We start from the raw sequence: 15781 nt of genomic DNA on the forward strand, positions 1-15781 counted from the left end.
GGAAACGCCCGGTTACATTCCGAACCCGGAAGCTAAGCCTTTCAGCGCCGATGGTACTGCAGGGGGGACCCTGTGGGAGAGTAGGACGCCGCCGAACAATCATTGCGGAAGCCCCGCACCAAACCCTCCGGGGTTCGGTGCGGGGCTTTTCTGCGTTCACCAATCGGCGGGGTAGCTTTTGAGGCTGCTCGTGTCGAGCGTCCAGCGGCCGGCGGTGACAGTGTCCCCGAAGGCGTAAGGGACCGCCTTGCGGAATTGGATGCCGTCGGGCCCTGCTGAGGGGTCGCTGTGCACGGTGACGGTCTTCTTGTCCTTGCGGGGGTCCACCACGACATACAGCGGGACCCCCATCCTCGGGTAGTCATGCAGCTTGTCGCGGATGTCAGTGAGCGAGTTGGTGCGGGAGACGACTTCCACCACCATGAGGACATCCCGGGAATTGACGACCTTTGCCGTGTCGTCGGTGTCCTCTTCCGCGATGACCATGAGATCGGGAACCTTGGTCAGGCCGGTCTGGGGATCGCCCATGTTCGTGTCGTTGAGGGCCATGACCTCTGGCGTCTGGGCCTCGATCTGGCGGCGCAGCCGCACCACGTTGAGCCCGTGGGGAGCGGTGGGGCTCATCATCGTGAGGAAGATCTGACCATCGGTGGTCTGCACCTTCCACGAGTCTTCCTGGTGCTCGGCCAGCTCCGCGAGCTGCTCCGCGAAGTCGTGCAAGCGGCGCATCTGCTCGGGGGTGAGGTCGGCCATGGTGTCCTCCTGGTGGGTTCCCGACCAGCCTATCCAGGCCCTTCGGCTACAGGCGGCCGGCGGCCTTGAGGGCCAGGTAGGCGTCGGCCAGGGAGGGGGCCAATGTGTCCGGGGTGGCGTCGACCACGTGGACGCCGTGGCGGGCGAGCTGGTCGGCCGTGCGGCGGCGCTGGGATTGGGACTGGGTGCCTGCCGCGGCCTCGTAGACGGCTTCCGCGCTGCCGCGGGAGCCGGTCATCTCCGCCACGTGGGGATCCGCCACCGAAGCCAGCAGGACCGTGTGGCGCTGCGTGAGGCGCGGCAGGAGCGGGAGCAGGCCCTCTTCGATCGGGGCCGCGTCCAGGCTCGTCAGAAGGACCACCAGGGACCTGCGCGGGGCACTGCGGAGGATGGTGGAGACCAGGGTGCGGGAGTCCGTCTCGACCAGTTCGGGTTCGAGGGTGGCCATCGCGTTGACGAAGGACGGCAGGATGTCGGCGGCCGGGCGGCCCTGGACCTGGGCCCGGGGCCGGCGGTCGTGGGCCAGCAGGTCCACGCGGTCGCCGGCGCGGGTGGCCAGGGCGGCCAGCAGCAGGGCCGCGTCCATCGCGGAGTCCAGGCGGGGGGCGTCGCCGACGCGGCCCGCCGCGGTGCGGCCGGTGTCCAGGCAGATCAGGATGTGGCGGTCGCGTTCGGGGCGCCAGGTGCGGACGGCCACCTTCTGCTGGCGGGCCGTGGCCCGCCAGTCGATGGAACGGGTGTCGTCGCCGGGGACGTAGTCGCGGAGGCTGTCGAACTCGGTGCCCTCGCCGCGGGTCAGGAGGCTCGTACGTCCGTCCAGTTCCCGCAGGCGGGCGAGGCGCGAGGGGAGGTGCTTGCGGCTGGTGAAGGGCGGCAGGACGCGGACCGTCCAGGGGATGGTGTGCGCGCCCTGGCGGGCCCACAGGCCGAGGGGCCCGTACGAGCGGATCGTCACGCGGTCGGCCTGGCGGTCGCCGCGGCGCGTGGGGTACAGGCGGGTGGTCAGGCGGCGGCGTTCCCCGGCGGGGATGTCCAGCCTGTGGCGGGAGGCGGCCGTCTCCGTACCCGGGATCCAGCTGCTCGGGGGCCAGGCGTCGCGGACGCGGGCCCGGAGGCGGCGGCCGCTCGGGTTGGTGACGGTGAGGTGGACGTCCGCCGGTTCGCCGAGGCGGACCGAGGTGTCGCCCGATCGGGTCAGGCGCAGCCCGCGGACGGGCGCCGCCAGGGCGCAGTCGACCGCGCAGGCCAGTGCGAGCGGGCCGTTGACGGCGAGCATCCCCGTCCAGCTCGGTTCGAGGATGCCGACGGGGATGCTGCCGAGGGCCGCCAGCAGGGCGGTGCGTCCGGTGAGGGCCATCAGCGCGGGACGGGGACGTGGGAGAGGATCGCGGTGATGACCGAGTCCGCGGTGACGCCTTCCATTTCGGCTTCCGGGCGCAGCTGGACGCGGTGGCGCAGGGTCGGCAGGGCCAGGGCCTTGACGTCGTCGGGGGTGACGTAGTCGCGGCCGGTGAGCCAGGCCCAGGCGCGGGCGGTGGCCAGCAGGGCGGTCGCGCCGCGCGGGGAGACTCCGAGGGTGAGGGACGGCGATTCGCGGGTGGCGCGGCAGATGTCGACGACGTAGCCGGCGATCTCGGGGGAGACGGAGACCCTGGCGACGGCCTCGCGGGCGGCTTCGAGCTGGGCCGGGCCGGCCACCGGGCGGATGCCCGCGGCGTGCAGGTCGCGGGGGTTGAAGCCGGCGGCGTGCCGGGTCAGGACGCCGATCTCGTCCGCGCGGGAGGGCAGCGGCACGGTGAGCTTGAGGAGGAAGCGGTCCAGCTGGGCTTCCGGGAGGGGGTACGTGCCCTCGTACTCGAGCGGGTTCATGGTGGCGGCGACGAGGAAGGGCTCGGGAAGCGGGCGCGGCGTGCCGTCGACGGTGACCTGGCGCTCCTCCATCGCTTCGAGGAGCGAGGACTGGGTCTTGGGCGGGGTCCGGTTGATCTCGTCCGCGAGGAGGAGGTTGGTGAAGACCGGGCCGTTCTGGAAGGAGAACTCGGCGGTGCGGGCGTCGTAGACGAGGGAGCCGGTGACGTCGCTCGGCATCAGGTCCGGGGTGAACTGGACGCGCTTGGTGTCAAGTTCGAGGGATGCGGCGAGGGCCCGTACGAGGAGGGTCTTCGCGACGCCGGGGACGCCTTCGAGCAGTACGTGGCCGCGGCACAGGAGTGCGACGACCAGGCCGGTGACGGCGGAGTCCTGACCGACCACGGCCTTGCCGATCTCGGTGCGGAGCGCTTCGAGGGAAGCGCGGGCGCTGTCCGCGGCGGCGGACTCGGTGGCCGGGTACGTCATGACGTACGGACCTCTCTTTCGAGGGCGTCGAGGTGGTCGGCGAGCGCGACGAGTGCCGCGTCGTCGGAGGGTGTGGGGCCGAAGAGGGTGGTGGTCACGTCGTGGCCGCCGTCGCCGAGCCGGGTGGACACGGCGGGGACCAGGGTGACGGGGTCGTGGGCCTGGGAGGCCGGTACGCCGACCAGGGCGGCCAGGCGTTCGCGGGTGGCGGCGCGCAGCACGGTGGAGGCGCGGTCGCGGGCCCCTGCCTTGCGGTAGAGGCGGGCGCGGCCTTCGGTGGCCTCGGAGGCGCGGATGACGACGGGCAGCTTCTCGGTGACGAGGGGGCCGAGCCGGCGGGCGCGCCAGAGGGCGGCGAGCGCGGCGGCCGCGAAGAGCTGGAGCAGGGCCCAGGACCAGCCGGCCGGGACGAGGTCGAAGAGGCTCTGGTCCTCTTCGGTTTCGGCGTCGCTGCCGGGGTCGGAGTCCGCGAGGGACGGCATGTACCAGACGAGTTCCGGGCGGGAGCCGAGGAGTTGGAGGGCGAGGGAGGCGTTGCCCTCCTGCGCGAGGCTCTCGTTGAGGAGGATCGTGCCGGAGCCGAGGAGGACGGTGTCGCCGCGGGTGCCTGCCGGGAGGACGAGGAGGGTGGGCCGGCCGTCGCTGGGGTAGCAGGCGGTGGCCCGGGGCAGGTCGGTGGTGTAGCGGCGGTCGTCGCCGGTGTCGGCGCGGCCGGCGGAGGCGGCGGCGGGCAGGCTGCAGGCCGGGGCGAGGGTGTCGGCGGCGGTGGCGCTCTGGCTGCTGACGCCGGGGGCCAGGTCGGTGAGGCTGTGGCTGCCCGGGGCGAGCAGGACGGTGCGGCCGCCGGAGAGGTCCATGGCCGAGCGGATCAGGCCGCGCTGGCGGCTGCCGAGGCGGTCGGGGTCGGTGACGAGGAGGGTGGTGCGGGGTCCGGCGGCCTCGGCGGCCTCGCGGGCGGTGGTGACGACGCGGGTGGTGACACCGCGGTCCTCGAGGAGCTCGGCGACGGCCCTGCTGCCGTAGGGGTCGGCGGAGCGCGGATCGAGGAGGCCGTGGCGGGTGCCGGAGTTGAGGACGGCGAGGGCGATCCCGCCCGCGGCGAGCACGGCGACGAAGCCCAGGACCCGTCGGGCTCGCCGGGCCAGCCGGGCTCGGTCCGGGCCGGGGGCGGTGTCCGTCGGGGCGGTCTCCACCGGGGCGGTTGCCCGGGGGCCGGGAGCGTGCCGGGAAGGCTGCTCGGGCGCCGGGCGCGGCGGGGGGTCGGAGAGCGCGGCGTGCTTGTGTTCGGCGCCCTGCGGGAGCGACCCGTCGTGCGGCGTCATGCGGCGGGTCCCGTCAGGAGCGGCTTGGCGCGGTCCAGGGTGAGGTCGAGGGTGCGCAGGCGGGCGTACGTGTCGGCGTCGGCGGAGCGGCCGCCGTAGGTGACGTCGTCGAAGGTACGGGCGGCCGCGCGGAGGTCACCGGCGTGGTCGGGGAGGGAGACCGCGGCTTCGGCGGCCGCCTCGTCGGCGGTGCGGCCCGGGCGCGGGTCGAGCAGGGTGCGCTCCTCCAGGGAGCGGACGACGGCGCGCATGCGCTCCTGGACGGCCTCGGTCCAGCGGCCGGCGGCGGCGTGGGCCTCGGCGGCCGTGCGGTGGTCGGCGGCGCTGCGGATGCCGTCGTCGAAGAGGACGCCCGCACCGGAGGAGATCCGGCCGGGGGCGCCGAGCCGCCACCACAGGGCGCCGACGGCCAGGACCACCAGGAGGACGATCACGACGAGGCCGAGCGTGCCTCCGGGGGTCGCCCCGGAGGCCGCTTCGAACAGGTCGTCGATCCAGTCGAGGAACGTGCGCAGGGCGCGGTCCAGCAGCCCCGGGTCGTTCTCGTGGTACATCGGCTTGGACAGTTCGCGCTCCGCCGCCTCCTGGGCGGGCTCGCGCGGTGTCGTGACCGGTGGTGTCTCGGCGCCCGGCAGGAGCGCCGCGGCACGTGTGATGAGGCCCCCCGTGCTCACCATGGGTGTGTCAGCCTCCGGTCGTGCCGTAGTTCTCGATGCCTGCCGCCCGGGCGAGCTCCAGGTCGAGTCCCTCGCGGCGGATGCGCTGGTCCACGTAGAGGAGGACCGTGACGCCGGCCAGGATCGGCATCACGATCGTCTGCGCGATGATCGAGCCGATGCCGGAGAGGACGAGCGCTCCCCAGGCGGTGGAGGCGGTGCCGTCCTCCATGCCTGCCAGGCCGCCGCCGAAGACGGCCATGCCGACGATCGTCAGTGGCCACACGATGATCGCCGAGACGATGCCGGTGATGATGTTGGTGAGCACGGTGATGCCGAAGATCCGCCACCAGGTGCCCTGGACCAGCTTGGAGGAGCGGCCGAGGGCCTTGAAGACGGTGCTCCGCTCCAGCATCAGCGCGGGCGAGGCCAGGCTGAACTTGATCCACAGCCAGGTGAACAGCGGGAGCATCACGAGCAGGCCCACGACGAGCAGACCCGGGCTGCGGGTCAGGGCGCCGGGCAGGATCAGTGCGGCGGCCAGCAGGATCGAGCCGAGGGCCAGCAGGAGCGTCAGGCCGAGCAGGCGCAGCAGCTGGGGACGGGACTCGCGCCAGGCGGCGGAGACCGTCGAAGTGGTCCCGAGCACGGCCCGGCTGTAGATCATCGTGAGCATCGCGGTGGCCACGATGCCGCCGAGGGCGGCGATGAAGCCGACGCCGACGAGGGCCGCCATGGCGACGGCGATGTCGTTGATCGTCTCGTCGATGTCCGCCCCGGGCTCCGCCGAGACGGCGAGGTCCCCCAGGGCGTACTTCTGCGCGAGGAGGCTGAGCACCTGCACCACGGTGGCCACGACCAGCGTGATCGGCAGGACCGAGCGCCAGTGGGAGCGCATGGTGGCGACGGCGCCGTCCAGGATCTCGCCGAGGCCGAGCGGGCGCAGCGGGATCACGCCGGGCTTGGCGGCCGGGGGCTGGCCCCACTGGCCGGGGCCGCCCGGGTAGCCGTACTGGCCGCCGTGCTGACCGTACTGGCCCCCGTACGGGCCTCCGTGCCCTCCCCAGCCCTGCCCCTGCTGGGGCGGCTGGGGCTGCTGCGGGGGCTGGTTCTGGCCGGGGGCCGGGCTGGTCCACTGGCCGGGCGGCGGCTGCTCGGCCGACCACTTCGGGTCGCCGGAGGCCGGCCGGTCGGTGGGCGCCCCGGGCCGCTCGCCGTCGGAGGGATCGGATCCGGGCGTAGCCCAGCCCGGAGAGTCGTTCATCGTCGCTCCTTCACGTGCACCTGCTGCGGCGGGGGCGCTGGTCGGTGCCATCGTGCCACGTGAGGTACACGAACGGACCAGCGATCCCCCCGGATCATCGACAGCCCGTACCTTCAATTGTCACCCCGGATCCGGGGCAGACTGGTCGACCTGTTCTCCACGCAGGTCCGAGGGGCGATTTCCAGCCCTTTTGGCTGTGGGACAGCTCACCGCCAGGTAACGATTAGCTAATGGGATGATGTCAACCATGAAGGGACGCGTCCTTGTCGTCGACGACGACACCGCGCTGGCCGAGATGCTCGGCATTGTGCTGCGTGGAGAAGGTTTTGAGCCGTCGTTCGTAGCGGACGGTGACAAGGCACTTGCTGCCTTCCGGGAGGCGAAGCCGGATCTGGTACTGCTCGACCTCATGCTGCCCGGACGGGACGGCATAGAGGTCTGCAGGCTGATCAGGGCCGAGTCCGGCGTGCCGATCGTGATGCTCACGGCCAAGAGCGACACGGTCGATGTCGTCGTGGGCCTGGAATCCGGTGCCGACGACTACATCGTCAAGCCGTTCAAGCCGAAGGAGCTGGTGGCCCGCATCCGCGCCCGCCTGCGCCGGTCGGAGGAGCCCGCGCCCGAGCAGCTGGCCATCGGTGACCTCGTCATCGACGTGGCCGGGCACTCGGTCAAGCGGGACGGTGCTTCCATCGCCCTGACCCCGCTGGAGTTCGACCTGCTGGTCGCCCTGGCGCGCAAGCCCTGGCAGGTGTTCACCCGCGAGGTGCTGCTGGAGCAGGTCTGGGGCTATCGGCACGCCGCGGACACCCGCCTGGTGAACGTGCACGTGCAGCGCCTGCGCTCCAAGGTCGAGAAGGACCCGGAGCGCCCCGAGATCGTCGTGACGGTGCGCGGTGTCGGCTACAAGGCCGGACCCAGCTGAGGTGCAGTCCGGCAAGGGCCGGGGCGGCTCCCGCTGGCGGAGCCTGCGGCCCGGCCGGCTGCTCCAGGAGGGAGCGCCGGGTGCCTCGGTGCTGCGGCTGTGCGTACGCCTCGTACGCCGGCCGCTGCTTCCGGCTGTCCGGCTGTGGCGGCGCAACATCCAGCTGCGGGTGGTCGCCGCCACCCTGCTGATGTCGCTCGCCGTGGTCCTCGCGCTGGGCTTCGTGGTGATCGCACAGGTCAGCAAGGGCCTCCTGGACGCCAAGGAGGAGGCGGCGCAGAGCCAGGCCGCGGGCGGGTTCGCGGTCGCGCAGGAGAAGGCCAACGCCCCGGCGACCGTGGACGGGCCCGACGCCGCCGACAACAAGGTCGGGCTGGACGCCAGTACCTGGATGAACTCGCTGGTCAAACAGCTGGCCAGTGGGGGCCAGACCGCCTTCGAGGTGGTCGCGCTCGGCGCCGGGACCGGCGAGCAGGTCCTGCCCGGCACCCAGGGCGTCAAGGGCGCCCGTGCTTCGGGAAACGTGGATCCGACGGCCAGCGTGCCCGTCGCACTGCGCCGCGCCGTCAACCACTCGGCCGGCACCTTCAAGACCTTCTCGGAGATCCGGTACACCGCCGGGGCCGGGGAGAAGGCCCCCGAGCCGGCGCTGGTCGTGGGCAAGCGGCTCACCGACATCAACGGGGACCCGTACGACCTGTACTACCTCTTCCCGCTCACCCAGGAGGAGGAGTCCCTCAACCTGGTCAAGAGCACCATCGCCACCGCCGGGCTGTTCGTCGTCGTGCTGCTCAGCGCCATCGCCTGGCTCGTGGTGCGTCAGATCGTCACGCCCGTCCGGATGGCCGCCGGGATCGCCGAGCGGCTGTCGGCCGGGCGGCTCCAGGAGCGGATGAAGGTCACCGGCGAGGACGACATCGCCCGTCTGGGCGAAGCCTTCAACAAGATGGCCCAGAACCTCCAGAACAAGATCCAACAGCTCGAGGACCTGTCGCGGATGCAGCGCCGGTTCGTCTCGGACGTCTCGCACGAGCTGCGCACCCCGCTGACGACGGTACGGATGGCCGCGGACGTCATCCACGACGCGCGGGTCGACTTCGACCCGATCACGGCGCGCTCCGCCGAGCTGCTCGCCGGTCAGCTCGACCGCTTCGAGTCGCTGCTCGCCGACCTGCTGGAGATCAGCCGGTTCGACGCGGGCGCGGCCGCCCTGGAGGCGGAGCCCATCGACCTGCGGGACGTCGTACGCCGCGTCATCGACGGGGCCGAGCCGCTCGCGGAGCACAAGGGCACCCGGATCCGGGTGCTCGGCGACACCCAGCCCGTCATCGCCGAGGCCGACGCCCGGCGGGTGGAGCGGGTGCTGCGCAATCTGGTCGTCAACGCCGTGGAGCACGGCGAGGGACGCGATGTGGTGGTCCGGCTGGCGTCCGCGGGCGGGGCCGTCGCGGTCGCCGTACGGGACTACGGCGTCGGGCTCAAGCCCGGCGAGGCGACCCGCGTCTTCAACCGCTTCTGGCGGGCCGACCCGGCACGGGCACGGACGACGGGCGGTACGGGCCTCGGCCTGTCCATCGCCGTCGAGGACGCCCGGCTGCACGGCGGCTGGCTACAGGCCTGGGGCGAGCCGGGCGGCGGCTCGCAGTTCCGCCTCACCCTGCCGCGTACGGCCGACGAGCCGCTGCGGGGCTCGCCCATCCCGCTGGAACCCGAGGATTCCCGGGCCAACCGGGCCAGGGCCGCGGCCGACGCCGCGGGCGCCGCGGCGGACCGGCAGCAGCCGGCGGACGCGGGGGACCGGTCGCCGATCCCGCCGCGGCCCCCGGTGGCCTCGGGGCAGTCCGTACCCGCCGACCCGACGGCCCTGCCGGGCAGCGGTGCCCGGGTCGTGGCCCGGCCGGCCGAGCAGGCACCACAGGAGGACCGAACTGATGCCGATGCCGATGCCGACGGACGCTGAGGGTGCGGCGCCCGGGAGGGCGCGCGCCGCGGGGGCCCGCGGCAGGCGGCTGCGCACCCTGCGGGCGTACGCCCTCGGGGTGGCCGGGCTGCTGCTGGCCGGGTGCGCCTCGATGCCCGACCACGGGGACATCCGCCGGGTGCAGGCCTCGCAGGGCGTCGACTCCCAGGTCCGGGTGTTCGGCGTGCCGCCCGCCGACAAGGCCAGCGCGGGGGAGATCGTCGACGGTTTCCTGGAGGCGATGACCAGCGACGATCCGCAGCTGGAAACCGCCCGCAAGTACCTCACCGAGGACGCCGCGAAGAGCTGGCGGCCCGGCACCGCCGTGACCGTGCTCTCGGCCGGCCTCGACCGGTTCCCGGTCCGCACCGAGAAGGACCCCGACGGGCCCCGCTGGAAGGTGACCGGCAAGAAGCTCGCGACCGTGGACGAGCGCAGCGCGTACCAGCCGCAGACCGGGGAGTACGCGGAGTTCCTCCAGCTGGTGCAGGAGGGCAAGCAGTGGCGGATCTCGACTCCGCCGAGCAGCCTCGTGCTGAGCGAGTCGGACTTCCAGCGCATCTACATGCCGGTCAACAAGTACTACTTCGCGGGCGGCAGCCTGGTCGCCGATCCCGTGTACGTGCGCCAGCGCAGTGACCCCGACTCGCGGATGGACCCCACCACGCAGACCGTGCAGTCGCTGCTGGCCGGGCCGTCCAGGTGGCTGGGGCCGGTCGTGGAGTCCAGCTTCCCCACCGGGACGGAGCTGCGGCAGGGCACCAAGTCCCTTTCGTACGACGGCCAGAACACGCTGCGCGTGCCGCTGAACGACAAGGCCGACAACGTCGCGTCGCCGCAGTGCCAGAAGATGGCGACGCAACTCCTCTACACCGTCAAGGAGCTGACGGCCTCCCGGCTGGACCGGGTCGAACTGCTCCGCTCCGACGGGAAGTCCTCCTCGCTGTGCTCGGTGACCGAGGTGACGGCGGCCGTCATCGCCAACCGGCCCCGGACGCCCCAGTACCAGTACTTCGTCGACAACGAGGACCGGCTGGTCCGGATGAAGCTCGACGTCACCGCCGAGGACCAGCAGCCGCGCTCCGAACCGGTGCCGGGACCGCTGTCCGCGCCCACCGCGTTCAAGGTGGACTCCGCGGCCGTGTCGTACGACGAGGGGCGCGCGGCCGTGGTCTCCGCGGACGGGCACGGCCTGTACGTCGTGTCGCTGACCGGGGCCGGGGCCATGCCGCAGCCCGTGCTGACCGGCAGGGGAGCCAAGCCGAACACGCTGACCGCGCCCAGCTGGGACGCGGCGGGCGACCTGTGGGTCGTCGACCAGGATCCGCAGCACCCGGGGCTGTGGCGGGTGCCGGACGGGACCGGGACCCCCGAGAAGGTGCAGGTGGCCGGGCTCGACGGGCGGATCACCTCGCTGAAGGCCTCCTCCGACGGGGCGCGCATCGCGCTGCTCGTGGAGAACAAGGAGCGCCGCAAGAACCTGTGGGTGGGGCGGATCGAACGGCCCGACCCCAAGGGGGACGGCTCGGCGGTGTCGGTGCGCGAGCTGCGGGCGGCGGCTCCGCAGATGGCGGACGTGACGGCGATGAGCTGGGCGCCGCGGGGCCGGCTGCTGGTGGTGGGCCGGGAGAGCGGCGGGGTCGTGCAGGCCCGCTACATGCTGGCGGACGGTTCGGTGGCCGCGGGGAGCCTGCCCGGGGCCACCGGGCTGGTCGCGGTCGCGGTGCCCGGCTCGGAGGACGAGTCGAAGCCGAAGCCGGTGATCGGGTACTCGGAGGACGGCATCGTGTGGCTGCCGCCGGGGGCGCAGTGGCGCACGGTGACGTCGGGCGGCAGGGCGCCGGTGTACCCGGGCTGACCTGCTCGTCCGTGAGTTGTCCACAGGGGTGGCGGGTCGTTGCGGGGCCCGTCACAGTGGTGGGCATGCGGGGGTGGTGGCAGGAGCTCGCGGGGTTGGTCCTGCCGGTGGACTGCGCGGGCTGCGGGGCCGCGCGGCTGCTGGTGTGCGCCGGCTGCCGGGAGGCGCTGAGCGGGGCCGGGGCGGTGCGGGCGCGGCCCCGGCCGTCACCCCGGGGGCTGCCGGTGGTGTACGCCGCCGCCGTCTACGAGGGACCCGTACGGGCCGTGCTGCTGGCGCACAAGGAACGTGGGGCGCTGCCGTTGGCCGGGGCGCTCGGCGCCGCCCTGGCGGGGGCGGTGGCCGCGGCGCTGCCGGGCGCGGGTGGGGCGGGTGCGGCGGGGCGCGAGGTGGCTCTGGTGCCGGTCCCGTCGGCGCGGCGGCAGGTCAGGGCGCGCGGGCACGATCCGGCGCGCAGGATCGCGCTGGCCGCGGCGGGGCGGTTGCGGCGGGCCGGTGTGCCCGCGCGGGTGGCGCCCGTACTGCGGCTGCGGCGGGCCGTGGCGGACCAGGCGGGACTGGGGGCACGGCAGCGCCGGGAGAACCTCGCGGGGGCGCTGGAAGCGTGCCCGGGCGGGGCGCGGCTGACGGACGCGGCCGTGCTCGTGCTGGTCGACGACCTGATCACCACGGGGGCCACGCTGGCCGAGGCGGCCCGGGCGGTGCGGGAGGGCGGTCTGGCCGAGGAGGCGGCGCCGCGGGCGGCGGTGGTGGCCGCAACTCGGACAGAGCAAAAATCCCGTGAATAGATTTGGAACTGCAGGGGAAGGCCCATCGTTGCAGGTAGTAAGAGTGAATGACCACCTGAACGGAAGTACGTTCCGGTAGCGGGTGCCGACAACCGTCATAGAGGGATATGTTCGGTTGTGAGGACTGGCGAGCCTTCAGGCCCCACGCATCGCTGTCGCTCGACTCCGAAGTCGGTGGGGTGTGGATCTTGCCGATGGGGGAGGAGGAGGTGAAAGTCGCCAAGTCCGAGGCTCCGGCCTTCACCGGAGTCTGGTGCGAAAGGGAGACGCTTCGCCCCGTCGGGCGGAGCTATCCGGGAACGGAGTTCTGCGTGGACATCGTCGTCAAGGGCCGCAAGACCGAGGTGCCCGACCGGTTCCGCAAGCACGTGGCCGAGAAGCTGAATCCGGAGCGGATCCAGAAGCTCGACGCCAAGGTGATCAGCTTGGACGTCGAGGTGTCGAAGGAGCACAACCCGCGCCAGGCCGACCGTTCCGACCGCGTGGAGATCACTCTGCGCTCGCGGGGCCCGGTGATCCGTGCCGAGGCCGCCGCCGCCGACCCGTACGCGGCGCTGGACCTGGCTCAGGACAAGCTGGAGGCCCGGCTGCGCAAGCAGCACGACAAGCGCTACACCCGCAGGGGCGCGGGCCGGCTCTCGGCGGCAGAGGTCGCCGACGTCGTGCCGGACGCCGCGCAGCTGAACGCGAATGGCGAGCCGTTCTCCGAGGAGAAGGCGAACGGGGTTCCGATCACCCGGATCGGTTCCATCGAAGTGCAGGGCGAAGGCCCGCTCATCGTCCGCGAGAAGACCCACTCGGCCGCACCCATGTCGCTCGACCAGGCTCTCTACGAGATGGAGCTGGTCGGACACGACTTCTATCTGTTCGTCGACTCCGAGACCAAGCTGCCCAGCGTTGTCTACCGACGTCACGCGTACGACTACGGCGTGATCCACGTGAACCCCGACGGGGCCTCCAGCTCGGAGGAGCCGCGCGGTGGGGCCGGGGGCGCGCTCGGCGGCTGAGCACCTCGTTCCGCTGCCCCCGCGGGACGCTCCGGCGTCCTGCGGGGGCCTTTGTATGGCGCGTATGCGCCGGGCGGTCCGCGGCGGCCCCCCGCGCCGTGCCGCGGGCATGGAATCATGGCGGGCAGTCAACCGGCGGCGCAGCCGGTCCGGTTGGCCCAGCAGCTCGGCACATGCAGGGGGAGGAACGATGGCGGACAGCTTCGGGCCGGTGCGCGGCGACGACGGTGCGGGCCGCCGTGAGGCGGACCCGGCGGCGGAGTCCGCCGGGCCGTCGGCGGGGGAGCCCATCCGGGTCCTCGTGGTCGACGACCACGCGCTGTTCCGGCGCGGGCTGGAGATCGTCCTCGCGCAGGAGGAGGACATCCAGGTCGTCGGCGAGGCGGGGGACGGTGCGGAGGCCGTGGACAAGGCGGCCGACCTGCTGCCGGACATCGTGCTGATGGACGTGCGGATGCCCCGGCGCGGCGGGATCGAGGCGTGCACCTCGATCAAGGAGGTGGCGCCCTCCGCGAAGATCATCATGCTGACGATCAGCGACGAGGAGGCGGACCTCTACGACGCGATCAAGGCGGGCGCGACCGGGTACCTCCTGAAGGAGATCTCCACGGACGAGGTGGCCACGGCGATCCGGGCGGTGGCGGACGGCCAGTCGCAGATCAGCCCGTCGATGGCGTCGAAGCTGCTCACCGAGTTCAAGTCGATGATCCAGCGGACCGACGAGCGGCGGCTGGTGCCGGCGCCGAGGCTGACGGACCGGGAGCTGGAGGTCCTGAAGCTGGTGGCCACCGGCATGAACAACCGGGACATCGCCAAGGAGCTGTTCATCTCCGAGAACACCGTGAAGAACCACGTGCGCAACATCCTGGAGAAGCTGCAGCTGCACTCCCGGATGGAGGCCGTGGTCTACGCGATGCGCGAGAAGATCCTGGAGATCCGCTAACCGCCTCCGGCCGACCCGGGCGGCCCCTCGGACGCGGCCTAGAACGCGGCGAGTTCTGCGGTGACGGCCGCGGCCTCGGCGGGGGAGCCGGCGCGTTCGACGCGGACCGTGTCGCAGCCCACCCACTCGGCCGCCTCTCGCAGGGCCGCCGCCATCGCGCCGGCCGCCTTCGGCGACGTCAGCGAGAGCTGGCGGGCCACCAGGGTGCGGCCCTCGCGGGCCGGGTCGACGCGGCCCTGGAGGCGGCCGCCCGCGAGCAGCGGCATCGCGAAGTACCCGTGTATCCGCTTCGGCTTGGGGACGTAGGCCTCCAGGCGGTGCGTGAAGCCGAAGATCCGCTCCGTGCGGGGGCGGTCCCAGACCAGCGAGTCGAACGGGGAGAGCAGTGTCGTGCGGTGGCGGCCCCGGGGGGCCGTCGCGAGCGCCGCCGGATCGGCCCAGGCCTGCTTCCCCCAGCCCTCCACCGTGACCGGGACCAGTCCGGACTCCGCGATCACGGCGTCGACCTGCTCCCCCTTGAGGCGGTGGTAGTCCGCGATGTCGGCCCGGGTGCCCACGCCCAGCGACTGCCCGGCCAGGCGGACCAGGCGGCGCAGGCACTCGCGGTCGTCCAGGTCGTCGTGGAGCAGCGCGTCGGGCACGGCGCGCTCGGGGAGGTCGTAGACCCGCTTCCAGCCGCGGCGCTCGCTGCAGACCACCTCACCGGTGTCGAGCAGCCACTCCACCGCGATCTTGGTCTCGGACCACTCGAACCACTCGCCGCCGTTCTTGGCGCCGCCCAGTTCGGTGGAGGTCAGCGGGCCGTCGGCCCGGAGCCGGTCCAGGACCGCCTTCGTGGAGCGGTCCTTGTCCTGCAGGACGTGCCAGCGGTGCCCGCGCGCGTACCGGGCCCGGCGCCGGAAGGCGAAATGCGGCCATTCCTCGATGGGCAGGATGCAGGCCGCGTGCGACCAGTACTCGAAGGCGTGACGGTCCGACCAGTACGCCTTCTCCACCGCCTCCCGGCCCACCGCGCCGAGCCGCGCGTACGGGATCAGCTCGTGCGAGCGGGCCAGCACCGAGATCGTGTCCAGCTGGACGGCGCCCAGGTGCCGCAGGACGCCCCGTACCCCGCCGCGCCGGTCGGGCGCGCCGAGGAAGCCCTGCGCGCGCAGGGCGATCCGGCGCGCCTCGTCGGCGGACAGGGACAGGGCGGGCTGCGGCAGGCTCGTCATGATCCGCAGCCTAGGACGCGCCACTGACATCGGCGGGCAGGTACGGGAAAGCCGGGGTCAGGCCCAGGTCCGAGGGGAGCAGGGCGCCGATCCAGCAGTCGCGCGCGGTGCCGTTCCTGATCAGGCCGGCCCGCAGCAGGCCCTCCATGCGGAACCCGACCTTCTGCGCCACGACGCGGGAGCCGGTGTTGCCGGCCTCGGCGCGCCACTCGAGCCGTACGGCGCCCACCTCGGTGAAGGCCCAGCGGGCCACTGCGGCCACGGCCTCGGTCATGTAGCCCTGCCCGCGGTGTTCCTTGACCGCCCAGTAGCCGATCTCGTACGAGTCCTCTCCGTGCACGTGGACGCCGACGGCGGCGACCAGCGGGCCGCCGGCCCCCAGGCGTACGGCGAAGGGGTACGCGGTGTCCTCGCGCCAGCCGTTCGGCACGACCTCGTTCACGAAGGCGTGCGCGTGCGCGCGCTCGTAGGGGGAGGGGACCAGAGTCCAGCGCTGGACGTCGGGGTCGAGGCAGGCGGCGTACACCTCGTCCTCGTCCGTGGGGACGAAAGGCCGCAAATCGAGTCGGTCCGTCTTCAGGGTCGTGGGCTCCATGAACGGATTCTGCTGCCCGGGCGCCTCCCGCGGGAACTCTTTTTCATAACCGCGGCGCGAACAGCGGCACCTTCGGCACCCCCCGTACGTTCTCAATCCGGGCGCCCACGCCCTCGCGGCTACGGCGGACCTCCCGACGCGACCACGTCCTCGCTTACG

At 72.9% G+C, this 15781-nt stretch carries 14 protein-coding genes and 1 rRNA gene; 7 read left to right on the forward strand and 8 right to left on the reverse strand.

Annotated features, from left to right (window positions below):
* Window positions 1-97, forward strand: a 5S ribosomal RNA gene (gene rrf, locus ACIPUC_RS04835); the annotation flags it as partial.
* Between the two features lie 59 nt (window positions 98-156).
* Here the strand turns inward: rrf and ACIPUC_RS04840 are convergent.
* Genes ACIPUC_RS04840 through ACIPUC_RS04865 form a run of 6 tightly spaced genes read right to left on the reverse strand, consistent with a single transcriptional unit; the run spans window position 157 to window position 6332 of the window.
* Complete coding sequence (locus tag ACIPUC_RS04840) at window positions 157-753, reverse strand: Uma2 family endonuclease (RefSeq protein WP_446586799.1); 597 nt, start codon at window positions 751-753, stop codon at window positions 157-159.
* Between the two features lie 46 nt (window positions 754-799).
* Window positions 800-2110 (reverse strand): DUF58 domain-containing protein, encoded by a 1311-nt coding sequence (locus ACIPUC_RS04845; protein ID WP_446586800.1) that lies wholly within the window; start codon window positions 2108-2110, stop codon window positions 800-802.
* The gene (locus ACIPUC_RS04850) at window positions 2110-3090 is read right to left on the reverse strand and encodes an AAA family ATPase (protein WP_446586801.1); all 981 of its coding nucleotides are present in this window, start codon (window positions 3088-3090) and stop codon (window positions 2110-2112) included. Before ACIPUC_RS04850 ends, ACIPUC_RS04845 begins: the two co-directional genes overlap by 1 nt.
* Window positions 3087-4412 carry a DUF4350 domain-containing protein gene (locus ACIPUC_RS04855; RefSeq protein ID WP_446586802.1) on the reverse strand — a complete coding sequence of 442 codons (1326 nt, stop codon included), beginning with the start codon at window positions 4410-4412 and terminating at the stop codon, window positions 3087-3089. The genes ACIPUC_RS04850 and ACIPUC_RS04855 overlap by 4 nt, the downstream gene beginning before the upstream one ends.
* Window positions 4409-5089 (reverse strand): DUF4129 domain-containing protein, encoded by a 681-nt coding sequence (locus ACIPUC_RS04860; protein WP_446586803.1) that lies wholly within the window; start codon window positions 5087-5089, stop codon window positions 4409-4411. The genes ACIPUC_RS04855 and ACIPUC_RS04860 overlap by 4 nt, the downstream gene beginning before the upstream one ends.
* A 7-nt stretch (window positions 5090-5096) precedes the next feature.
* Window positions 5097-6332, reverse strand: coding sequence for a hypothetical protein (locus ACIPUC_RS04865; RefSeq protein WP_446586804.1), 1236 nt, complete (start codon window positions 6330-6332; stop codon window positions 5097-5099).
* Between the two features lie 235 nt (window positions 6333-6567).
* Between ACIPUC_RS04865 and mtrA the strand changes: the two genes are divergently transcribed.
* The 6 genes from mtrA (at window position 6568) to ACIPUC_RS04895 (ending at window position 13813) form a co-directional block, all read left to right on the forward strand.
* On the forward strand, window positions 6568-7257 hold the full coding sequence (gene mtrA, locus ACIPUC_RS04870) for a two-component system response regulator MtrA (protein ID WP_189747360.1): 690 nt from the start codon (window positions 6568-6570) through the stop codon (window positions 7255-7257).
* Between the two features lies 1 nt (window position 7258).
* The gene (gene mtrB / locus ACIPUC_RS04875; RefSeq protein ID WP_446586805.1) at window positions 7259-9217 is read left to right on the forward strand and encodes an MtrAB system histidine kinase MtrB; all 1959 of its coding nucleotides are present in this window, start codon (window positions 7259-7261) and stop codon (window positions 9215-9217) included.
* On the forward strand, window positions 9189-11075 hold the full coding sequence (locus ACIPUC_RS04880; protein WP_446586806.1) for an LpqB family beta-propeller domain-containing protein: 1887 nt from the start codon (window positions 9189-9191) through the stop codon (window positions 11073-11075). The genes mtrB and ACIPUC_RS04880 overlap by 29 nt, the downstream gene beginning before the upstream one ends.
* Before the next feature lie 65 nt (window positions 11076-11140).
* Window positions 11141-11863: a ComF family protein gene (locus tag ACIPUC_RS04885; RefSeq protein ID WP_446586807.1), complete on the forward strand. Its 723-nt coding sequence runs from the start codon at window positions 11141-11143 to the stop codon at window positions 11861-11863.
* A gap of 311 nt (window positions 11864-12174) precedes the next feature.
* Window positions 12175-12870, forward strand: coding sequence for a ribosome hibernation-promoting factor, HPF/YfiA family (hpf, locus tag ACIPUC_RS04890; protein WP_446587601.1), 696 nt, complete (start codon window positions 12175-12177; stop codon window positions 12868-12870).
* A 190-nt stretch (window positions 12871-13060) separates the two neighbouring features.
* Entirely contained in the window at window positions 13061-13813 is a 753-nt protein-coding gene (locus tag ACIPUC_RS04895) for a response regulator (RefSeq protein ID WP_446586808.1), read from the forward strand.
* A gap of 38 nt (window positions 13814-13851) precedes the next feature.
* Here the strand turns inward: ACIPUC_RS04895 and ACIPUC_RS04900 are convergent, their stop codons facing one another.
* Together ACIPUC_RS04900 and ACIPUC_RS04905 are read right to left on the reverse strand one after the other, a co-directional pair.
* Window positions 13852-15027: a winged helix-turn-helix domain-containing protein gene (locus ACIPUC_RS04900; protein WP_446586809.1), complete on the reverse strand. Its 1176-nt coding sequence runs from the start codon at window positions 15025-15027 to the stop codon at window positions 13852-13854.
* A gap of 10 nt (window positions 15028-15037) precedes the next feature.
* Window positions 15038-15622 (reverse strand): GNAT family N-acetyltransferase, encoded by a 585-nt coding sequence (locus ACIPUC_RS04905; protein WP_446586810.1) that lies wholly within the window; start codon window positions 15620-15622, stop codon window positions 15038-15040.
* Window positions 15623-15781: the final 159 nt, after the last annotated feature.

Source organism: Streptomyces sp. LARHCF249, from assembly GCF_052871255.1.

Excerpts from the sequence above, each read along its gene's own strand:
- ACIPUC_RS04840 (WP_446586799.1), bottom strand. The coding sequence starts at position 753 with ATGGCCGACCTCACCCCCGAGCAGATGCGCCGCTTGCACGACTTCGCG.
- ACIPUC_RS04845 (WP_446586800.1), bottom strand. The coding sequence starts at position 2,110 with ATGGCCCTCACCGGACGCACCGCCCTGCTGGCGGCCCTCGGCAGCATC.
- ACIPUC_RS04850 (WP_446586801.1), bottom strand. The coding sequence starts at position 3,090 with ATGACGTACCCGGCCACCGAGTCCGCCGCCGCGGACAGCGCCCGCGCT.
- ACIPUC_RS04855 (WP_446586802.1), bottom strand. The coding sequence starts at position 4,412 with ATGACGCCGCACGACGGGTCGCTCCCGCAGGGCGCCGAACACAAGCAC.
- ACIPUC_RS04860 (WP_446586803.1), bottom strand. The coding sequence starts at position 5,089 with ATGGTGAGCACGGGGGGCCTCATCACACGTGCCGCGGCGCTCCTGCCG.
- ACIPUC_RS04865 (WP_446586804.1), bottom strand. The coding sequence starts at position 6,332 with ATGAACGACTCTCCGGGCTGGGCTACGCCCGGATCCGATCCCTCCGAC.
- mtrA (WP_189747360.1), top strand. The coding sequence starts at position 6,568 with ATGATGTCAACCATGAAGGGACGCGTCCTTGTCGTCGACGACGACACC.
- ACIPUC_RS04880 (WP_446586806.1), top strand. The coding sequence starts at position 9,189 with ATGCCGATGCCGATGCCGACGGACGCTGAGGGTGCGGCGCCCGGGAGG.
- ACIPUC_RS04885 (WP_446586807.1), top strand. The coding sequence starts at position 11,141 with ATGCGGGGGTGGTGGCAGGAGCTCGCGGGGTTGGTCCTGCCGGTGGAC.
- ACIPUC_RS04895 (WP_446586808.1), top strand. The coding sequence starts at position 13,061 with ATGGCGGACAGCTTCGGGCCGGTGCGCGGCGACGACGGTGCGGGCCGC.
- ACIPUC_RS04900 (WP_446586809.1), bottom strand. The coding sequence starts at position 15,027 with ATGACGAGCCTGCCGCAGCCCGCCCTGTCCCTGTCCGCCGACGAGGCG.
- ACIPUC_RS04905 (WP_446586810.1), bottom strand. The coding sequence starts at position 15,622 with ATGGAGCCCACGACCCTGAAGACGGACCGACTCGATTTGCGGCCTTTC.